We start from the raw sequence: 8,528 nt of genomic DNA, 5'->3' as shown, positions 1-8,528 counted from the left end.
GGGGCGGCGCAAAGCGCCTTGCCCGGGCTACGGGTTCAGCGTTGTCTGCGGGCCGTGTAGCCCGGACAGATGCGCCAGCATCGCCTCCGGGAAAATACGCAGCTTGCTAAGAGTGTAAGAAAACGCCTCCACCCTCATTTCCTGGCGCCAATTCCCTATTTTGTGACATCTTCCATTGTATTTTTTTATATATACTCCGATCTTTTTTCGCGAAGCTTATGGATAACTTCAGCATTTTCCGCTGTGCGTTTTAACGTTCACGCTATTTATCGCTCACATATTGGTCACATCGCAAGAAATTTTTACCATTTACCATAATTGCTTATCACTGGCTGCTGGAAAATATTAAGGCGTTTATTCTGTCTATTGGCCGCTAGCATAAATTTCTCTGCTGGAAATAGCGCTTTGCACTTTTTTTAATCTTTGCCCGCCAATTCTCACACCGGATGTAAAACCAGGTTGGCTGTATTGACGTTTCCCCATTCTGTTGACAGATTGTAGGGCATGAGGGGCATTTCATGGAGAATCCGTACTGCAACTCAGTCGTTTTTGTGAAAGGAATCCCCATCTCTCTCAACGCTTTCGGGCACCACCGACCGGACCGGGTATATTCTAAATAGTTCGAGCTGCGGGAAGGCGGCAAGCGTGAGAATCTCCGGGAGCATAGATGACTATGTGACCGGGGTTATCGAGCGCAGCCAACGCATCCGTAGTTCGCAATATGACGAATAAAAATAAATAAAGGTCTGGCGGATATATGCAAACAACATCACATTTGGAGCAGAATAATGAGTATTTCCTTGAAGAAATCAGGGATGCTGAAGCTTGGTCTGAGCCTGGTTGCCATGACCGTCGCAGCAAGCGTACAAGCGAAGACCCTGGTTTATTGTTCAGAAGGTTCGCCGGAAGGCTTTAACCCGCAGCTCTTCACCTCTGGTACCACCTATGACGCCAGCTCAGTGCCGATTTATAACCGCCTGGTGGAATTCAAAACCGGCACCACGGAAGTCATCCCGGGCCTGGCTGAAAAATGGGAAGTTAGCGAAGACGGGAAAACCTATACCTTCCATCTGCGTAAAGACGTGAAGTGGCAGGATAATAAAGATTTTAAACCGACCCGCACGCTGAACGCCGATGACGTTGTCTTCTCCTTCGACAGACAAAAAAATACCAATAACCCGTACCATAAAGTGTCTGGCGGCAGCTATGAATACTTTGAAGGGATGGGATTACCTGACCTGATTAGCGAAGTGAAGAAAGTGGACGATAACACCGTCCAGTTCGTGCTGACCCGTCCGGAATCGCCGTTCCTTGCCGATCTCGCCATGGACTTCGCCTCTATTCTGTCAAAAGAGTATGCCGACAACATGCTGAAAGCCGGTACGCCGGAGAAAGTGGACCTCAACCCAATCGGTACCGGCCCGTTCCAGCTGCTGCAGTACCAGAAAGACTCCCGTATTCTCTATAAAGCCTTCCCGGGCTACTGGGGCACCAAGCCGAAAATCGATCGCCTGGTCTTCTCCATTACCCCTGATGCTTCCGTGCGCTACGCTAAGCTGCAGAAAAACGAATGCCAGATTATGCCGTACCCGAACCCGGCAGATATCGCGCGCATGAAGGAAGACAAAAACATCACGCTGCTGGAACAGCCGGGCCTGAACGTCGGCTACCTCTCTTTCAACACCGAGAAGAAGCCGCTGGATGATGTCAAAGTTCGCCAGGCGCTGACCTACGCGGTCAACAAAGAAGCGATTATCAAGGCCGTTTACCAGGGCGCAGGCCAGGCCGCGAAGAACCTGATCCCGCCGACCATGTGGGGCTATAACGACGACGTTAAAGACTACACCTACGATCCAGAGAAAGCGAAAGCGCTGCTGAAAGAAGCAGGCCTGGAAAAAGGCTTCACCATCGACCTGTGGGCGATGCCGGTACAGCGTCCGTATAACCCGAACGCGCGCCGTATGGCTGAGATGATTCAGGCCGACTGGGCGAAAGTCGGCGTCCAGGCCAAGATCGTGACCTACGAGTGGGGTGAATACCTCAAGCGCGCGAAAGCGGGCGAGCATCAGACCGTCATGATGGGCTGGACCGGCGACAACGGGGATCCGGATAACTTCTTCGCCACCCTGTTCAGCTGCGCGGCGGCAAAAGACGGTTCTAACTACTCCCGCTGGTGCTACAAGCCGTTTGAAGACCTGATTCAGCCGGCTCGCGCCACCGATGACCACAACAAACGCATTGAGCTGTATAAGCAGGCTCAGGTCGTGATGCACGATCAGGCTCCGGCGCTGATCGTCGCCCACTCCACCGTCTATGAGCCGGTGCGTAAAGAGGTCAAAGGCTACGTGGTCGATCCATTAGGTAAACACCACTTCGATAACGTCTCTATCGAATAATAACAGCGTGTTTCCCCTCTCCCCGCCTTGGGGAGAGGGAATTGACATTTGTGAGCAATACAGACGTCCTGTCACCAGGCGGGCCGTCTCCAGAGAGAATCCGGGTTATGTTGCAGTTCATTCTCCGACGTTTGGGACTTGTCATCCCAACATTTATCGGTATTACCCTTCTCACTTTTGCCTTCGTTCATATGATCCCCGGCGACCCGGTGATGATTATGGCGGGCGAACGTGGTATTTCCCCTGAACGTCACGCGCAGCTGCTGGCCGAAATGGGCCTCAATAAACCGATGTGGCAGCAGTACGTCAACTATATTTGGGGCGTGATGCACGGCGATTTGGGCATCTCGCTGAAAAGCCGTATTCCCGTTTGGCAAGAGTTTGTGCCGCGCTTTAAGGCCACGATGGAGCTGGGCGTTTGCGCGATGATTTTTGCTGTCATCGTCGGAATTCCGGTGGGCGTGCTGGCGGCGGTTAAACGCGGCTCTATCTTCGACCACACCTCCGTGGGCCTCGCGCTAACAGGCTACTCTATGCCCATCTTCTGGTGGGGCATGATGCTGATCATGCTGGTGTCGGTACAGCTTAACCTGACGCCGGTTTCCGGGCGCATCAGCGATACCGTCTTCCTTGACGATACCCTGCCGCTGACCGGATTTATGCTGATCGATACCGCGATTTGGGGCGAGCCGGGCGACTTTATTGATGCGGTAATGCATATGATCCTGCCCGCCGTGGTGCTGGGGACGATTCCCCTGGCGGTGATCGTGCGTATGACCCGTTCATCAATGCTGGAAGTGCTGGGCGAGGATTATATCCGTACCGCGCGCGCGAAAGGCCTGACGCGGATGCGGGTGATCATCGTTCATGCGTTGCGTAACGCGATGCTGCCGGTGGTCACGGTGATCGGTCTGCAGGTCGGTACGCTGCTGGCGGGGGCCATCCTGACCGAAACCATCTTCTCCTGGCCGGGCCTTGGCCGCTGGCTGATTGACGCGCTGCAGCGCCGCGACTATCCGGTGGTGCAGGGCGGGGTGCTGCTGGTGGCGACGATGATTATTCTCGTCAACCTGCTGGTCGACCTGTTGTACGGCGTGGTGAACCCGCGTATCCGGCATAAGAAGTAAGGGGCCATCATGTCACAAATTACTGAAAATAAAGTTGTCGCCGCGCCGGTGCCAATGACCCCTCTGCAGGAGTTCTGGCACTATTTTAAACGCAACAAAGGCGCCGTCGTGGGACTGGCCTATGTCGTGGTGATGATTATCATCGCCGTCTTCGCCAACTTCCTCGCGCCCTATAATCCGGCGGATCAGTTCCGCGATGCGCTGCTGGCTCCGCCGTTCTGGCAGGAGGGGGGCAGCGTGAGCCACCTGCTCGGCACCGATGACGTCGGCCGCGATATCCTGTCGCGCCTGATGTACGGCGCGCGCCTGTCGCTGCTGGTCGGCTGTCTGGTGGTGGTACTGTCGCTGATCCTCGGCGTGGTGCTCGGTCTTGTCTCGGGCTACTTTGGCGGCGTGGTTGACTCGGTCATTATGCGCGTTGTCGATATTATGCTGGCGCTGCCGAGTCTGCTGCTGGCGCTGGTGCTGGTAGCCATCTTCGGTCCGTCGATCGTCAATGCCTCGATAGCGCTGACCTTTGTCGCCCTGCCGCACTACGTGCGTCTGACCCGAGCGGCGGTGCTGGTAGAGGTAAACCGCGACTACGTAACCGCTTCCCGCGTGGCGGGGGCAGGCGCGATGCGTCAGATGTTCATCAACATTCTTCCTAACTGTCTTGCGCCGCTGATTGTTCAGGCGTCGCTGGGCTTCTCTAACGCCATTCTCGATATGGCCGCTCTTGGCTTCCTTGGCATGGGTGCGCAGCCGCCGACACCGGAGTGGGGCACGATGCTCTCCGACGTGCTGCAGTTCGCGCAGAGCGCCTGGTGGGTCGTCACCTTTCCGGGTGTCGCTATCCTGCTGACGGTGCTGGCATTTAACCTGATGGGTGACGGTCTGCGTGACGCGCTCGATCCCAAACTGAAGCAGTAAGAGGTTCGAGATGGCGTTATTAAATGTAGATAAACTCTCGGTGCACTTCGGCGACGAAGGGACGCCGTTCCGCGCCGTAGATCGCGTAAGCTACAGCGTAAATCAGGGCGAAGTGGTCGGTATCGTCGGCGAGTCCGGCTCGGGTAAATCGGTCAGCTCGCTGGCGATTATGGGGCTGATTGACTATCCCGGCCGGGTGATGGCTGAAAAGCTGGAGTTTAACGGTCGCGACCTGAAGCGCATTTCCGAAAAAGAGCGCCGCCAGCTGGTGGGCGCGGAAGTGGCGATGATCTTCCAGGACCCGATGACCAGCCTGAATCCGTGCTATACCGTCGGTTACCAGATTATGGAAGCCATTAAGGTGCACCAGGGCGGCAACAAGAAAACCCGCGTGCAGCGGGCGATTGACCTGCTGACGCTGGTGGGGATCCCCGATCCGGCTTCGCGTCTTGACGTCTATCCGCACCAGCTTTCCGGCGGTATGAGCCAGCGCGTGATGATTGCGATGGCCATCGCCTGTCGGCCAAAGCTGCTGATTGCCGATGAGCCCACGACGGCGCTGGACGTGACCATCCAGGCGCAGATCATCGAGCTGCTGCTGGAGCTGCAGCAGAAAGAGAATATGGCGCTGATCCTGATCACCCACGATCTGGCGCTGGTGGCCGAAGCGGCGCACAAAATCATCGTCATGTACGCGGGGCAGGTGGTGGAAACCGGCGATGCGAAGGATATCTTCCGCGCGCCTCGCCATCCCTATACGCAGGCGCTGCTGCGCGCGCTGCCGGAGTTCGCTCAGGATAAAGCGCGTCTTGCCTCGCTGCCGGGCGTGGTGCCGGGCAAATACGACCGTCCGAGCGGCTGTCTGCTCAACCCGCGCTGCCCCTATGCGACCGACAAATGCCGCAGCGAAGAACCTGAGCTGAACCTGCTTAACGGCGGTCGCCAGTCGAAATGTCATTACCCACTTGATGATGCCGGGAGGCCTGGGCTATGAGTACGCATGAGGCCACCACGCAACAGCCTCTGTTGCTGGCCACCGATTTGAAAAAATACTATCCGGTGAAGAAGGGGCTCTTCACGCCGGAACGCCTGGTCAAGGCGCTGGACGGCGTCTCGTTTACCCTTGAACGCGGTAAAACGCTGGCGGTAGTGGGGGAGTCCGGCTGCGGTAAATCCACGCTCGGTCGTCTGCTGACGATGATTGAAATCCCCACCGGCGGCGAGCTCTATTATCAGGGACAGGACCTGCTTAAGCACGATCCGCAGGCGCAGAAGCTGCGCCGGCAGAAAATCCAGATTGTGTTCCAGAACCCCTACGGTTCGCTGAACCCGCGTAAAAAGGTGGGGCAGATTCTGGAAGAGCCGCTGCAGATCAACACCAGCTTGAGCAAAGAGCAGCGCCGCGAGAAAGCGCTGGCGATGATGGCCAAAGTGGGCCTGAAAACCGAGCACTACGACCGCTATCCGCATATGTTCTCCGGCGGCCAGCGTCAGCGTATCGCCATTGCCCGCGGTCTGATGCTTGACCCGGACGTGGTGATCGCCGACGAACCGGTTTCCGCGCTGGACGTTTCGGTGCGCGCGCAGGTGCTGAACCTGATGATGGATTTACAGCAGGATCTGGGGCTTTCTTACGTCTTTATCTCCCACGATCTGTCGGTCGTGGAGCATATCGCTGATGAAGTGATGGTGATGTATTTAGGCCGCTGCGTGGAGAAAGGGACGAAAGATCAAATCTTCAACAACCCGCAGCATCCTTACACGCAGGCGCTGCTGTCGGCAACGCCGCGTCTGAATCCGGATGACCGCCGCGAGCGCATCAAGCTCACCGGCGAGCTGCCGAGCCCGCTGAATCCGCCGCCGGGCTGCGCGTTTAACGCCCGCTGCCGTCGCCGTTTCGGCCCGTGCACCCAGCTTCAGCCGCAGCTGAAGGACTACGGCGGCCAGCTGGTAGCCTGCTTTGCGGTCGACCAGGATCAGAACGGCGAGAAGCCCCTGAGCTGATTCAGGCAATCGATAATCAAAGCCGAAGCCTGTGCTTCGGCTTTTTTTTAACCATAACTCAGCACTGTTGGAACAACCGACAACGAACAATACTGGCATTTTACGCCACAACCATTGCTATCTCGGGAGTCCGGGATAACTACATGAATGTATTTTACTTTATCTTGATTGTTTCTTTAGCCGGAGCAAATTAACAGCAAAAGCGATGCATAAAACTGTTCCTTGTTGTTCGGTCAACGCTTTATATTCCTGGTTTTTGGCTAACATCCTGAGCTATTTATTTTGGACGGGAACAATATTTTATTATTTTAATTAAGCGCGGTAAGTGATTTCTAAACGCCTTAAAAAATATTAAAATGTATTCTCTTTAGCCTTCCCCTGGCGTGTATTACGCCATTTTTTAAAATTCAGACAGTATAAAAAACTACGATCTGCTAATAGCCTGGCAGGCTGCGGGGGGATTGACGGCGCAGCCGCCCAAAAAATGGGGCTATCATTTTGAAAAAGAACTGTTAGTGTAACCGCACTACCACTATGGAATCACACCAGCCTGACCTATCCAAAATAATCAAATCGCGACTAAAGTTAGCGTATTGTGACGGCCGTAACGCAGGGTAAATGCCCAAAAAACAACAAATTAAACTACGCTTTAGTGGCGTGGGATGACAATTAAAACAGATTAAATATGACGTATTTAAATCATGAGGTTATCTATGAACCATTATGATGATTTGCAGCGCTTCAAGGAAAAGACGCGGACACACAGTCTAAAATTCAAGGACCTCTCATCAGAAGCCGCCGCCGGTGAAAAAGGGGATTGGGTTATTCTCAATCAACTTATTCCGGCGGAGGAAGCGTCTTCTTTGGCCATGGGTGGGTCAGTTTCCTTACCTCTGCCGCAGCGGGTTCCTGCCGATATGTTTCACAAGGTGGAGCCTGCGGCCGTTCAGGCTCCCCCGGGGCCCTCTTTGGCTGCACCGTCCCTGATTATCCCGCCCTCCGCGCCGCAGCCCGCCCCCCTGACGGACATTGCTGCTGCGGCGGCCGTAGAGCCTGCGCTGCCGCAAAGCCTGGCAGCGGCTGCGCCCGCCCCCCAGCCGGCAGTTTCTCAGGCTGCTGCGCAGCCGGTACCGGTCAGCGTCCCTGCTCCGGCAGTCAGGCCTCGTCCGGCGGCCGCGCCGACGACGGAGGGTTTTGCCCATCTTTTTGCGGCCAAAACCGCGGAGCCGGTAGCAAAAGATAAAGATCAGTCACTGAAATCACTCCTGGAGAGGATTGCGACATGCCGTTGATCTGCGTATGTTCACCGAAAGGCGGCGTAGGAAAAACGACCCTGGCGGCAAATCTGGCCTGGGCGCTGGCCCGCGCAGGTAGCAAAGTTCTGGCCCTCGATTTTGATGTGCAGAACGCCCTGCGCCTGCATTTTGGCGTCCCCCTCAGCGACGAGCGCGGCTATGTCGCGAAAGCGCTGGAGCTCCATGACTGGAGCCAGTGCGTATTAAGCGCCGGCAGCAATATCTTCGTCTTGCCCTACGGCGACGTGAGCGACGCGCAGCGACAGGCCTTCGATGAACGCCTGAGCCATGACGAGCATTTCCTGACCCGCGGCCTGGCGGCATTACTCAATTATCCGGGACTGATTACGATTGCCGACCTGCCGCCGGGCCCTTCGCCCGCGCTAAAGGCGCTCACTTCGCTTGCCGATATGCATCTGGTACCGCTGCTGGCGGATACCGCCTCGATGTCCGCGCTGGCGCCCGTGGAAAAGCTGCGTCTGACCGGGGGCGAACTCAACCATAAACTCGGACACTATTTTGTGATCAACCAGAGCGATAACCGTCGCCAGGTCAGTCGCGATGTTACGGCGTTAATGGAAGAAAAGCTGGGCGATCGTCTGCTGGGCATCATCCATCGTGATGAAAGCGTGGTGGAAGCGAATGCTTCCCAGAAGTCGATCCTGGACTTTAACTCCTCCTCCGCAGCCGCCTTTGATATTGAAATTATTGCCAAAAAAATCTCTGCGCAGTTGGGTATCAATATTGGTGACGGCAAGGTGCATAGCCAGCCTCGCAGGTCAGGGCTTTAATTT

General features: G+C 55.8%; 6 protein-coding genes and 1 pseudogene. All 7 read left to right on the top strand.

The window, feature by feature from the left end:
- Positions 1–788 precede the first annotated feature (788 nt).
- The 7 genes and pseudogenes from dppA (at position 789) to bcsQ (ending at position 8,525) form a co-directional block, all read left to right on the top strand.
- Positions 789–2,396, top strand: coding sequence for a dipeptide ABC transporter periplasmic-binding protein DppA (dppA, locus tag ABLV30_RS25515; RefSeq protein WP_004855324.1), 1,608 nt, complete (start codon positions 789–791; stop codon positions 2,394–2,396).
- Positions 2,397–2,503: 107 nt separating this feature from the next.
- Positions 2,504–3,523, top strand: coding sequence for a dipeptide ABC transporter permease DppB (dppB, locus tag ABLV30_RS25510; RefSeq protein ID WP_064374931.1), 1,020 nt, complete (start codon positions 2,504–2,506; stop codon positions 3,521–3,523).
- Positions 3,524–3,532: 9 nt separating this feature from the next.
- Positions 3,533–4,435: a dipeptide ABC transporter permease DppC gene (dppC, locus tag ABLV30_RS25505; RefSeq protein WP_014227187.1), complete on the top strand. Its 903-nt coding sequence runs from the start codon at positions 3,533–3,535 to the stop codon at positions 4,433–4,435.
- A gap of 10 nt (positions 4,436–4,445) precedes the next feature.
- Positions 4,446–5,429, top strand: a complete 984-nt coding sequence (gene dppD / locus ABLV30_RS25500) for a dipeptide ABC transporter ATP-binding protein (RefSeq protein WP_004855320.1) — start codon at positions 4,446–4,448, stop codon at positions 5,427–5,429.
- Entirely contained in the window at positions 5,426–6,439 is a 1,014-nt protein-coding gene (dppF, locus tag ABLV30_RS25495) for a dipeptide ABC transporter ATP-binding subunit DppF (protein WP_014227185.1), read from the top strand. Before dppD ends, dppF begins: the two co-directional genes overlap by 4 nt.
- Positions 6,440–7,152: 713 nt before the next feature.
- Positions 7,153–7,731, top strand: coding sequence for a cellulose biosynthesis protein BcsO (gene bcsO, locus ABLV30_RS25490; RefSeq protein WP_025106798.1), 579 nt, complete (start codon positions 7,153–7,155; stop codon positions 7,729–7,731).
- Position 7,732: 1 nt separating this feature from the next.
- Positions 7,733–8,525: pseudogene (bcsQ, locus tag ABLV30_RS25485) on the top strand (cellulose biosynthesis protein BcsQ).
- The last annotated feature ends 3 nt before the right edge of the window (positions 8,526–8,528 follow it).

The organism is Klebsiella sp. CN_Kp113, assembly GCF_040064585.1.
GTDB lineage: Bacteria > Pseudomonadota > Gammaproteobacteria > Enterobacterales > Enterobacteriaceae > Klebsiella > Klebsiella michiganensis.
The sequence above is the reverse complement of the archived record's forward strand: the minus strand, read 5'-3'. Positions and strand labels throughout refer to the sequence as shown.

What these genes read in the sequence shown, in the direction of transcription:
- bcsO (WP_025106798.1), top strand. Translation starts at nt 7,153, where the DNA reads ATGAACCATTATGATGATTTGCAGCGCTTCAAGGAAAAGACGCGGACA.
- dppA (WP_004855324.1), top strand. Translation starts at nt 789, where the DNA reads ATGAGTATTTCCTTGAAGAAATCAGGGATGCTGAAGCTTGGTCTGAGC.
- dppD (WP_004855320.1), top strand. Translation starts at nt 4,446, where the DNA reads ATGGCGTTATTAAATGTAGATAAACTCTCGGTGCACTTCGGCGACGAA.
- dppF (WP_014227185.1), top strand. Translation starts at nt 5,426, where the DNA reads ATGAGTACGCATGAGGCCACCACGCAACAGCCTCTGTTGCTGGCCACC.
- dppC (WP_014227187.1), top strand. Translation starts at nt 3,533, where the DNA reads ATGTCACAAATTACTGAAAATAAAGTTGTCGCCGCGCCGGTGCCAATG.
- dppB (WP_064374931.1), top strand. Translation starts at nt 2,504, where the DNA reads ATGTTGCAGTTCATTCTCCGACGTTTGGGACTTGTCATCCCAACATTT.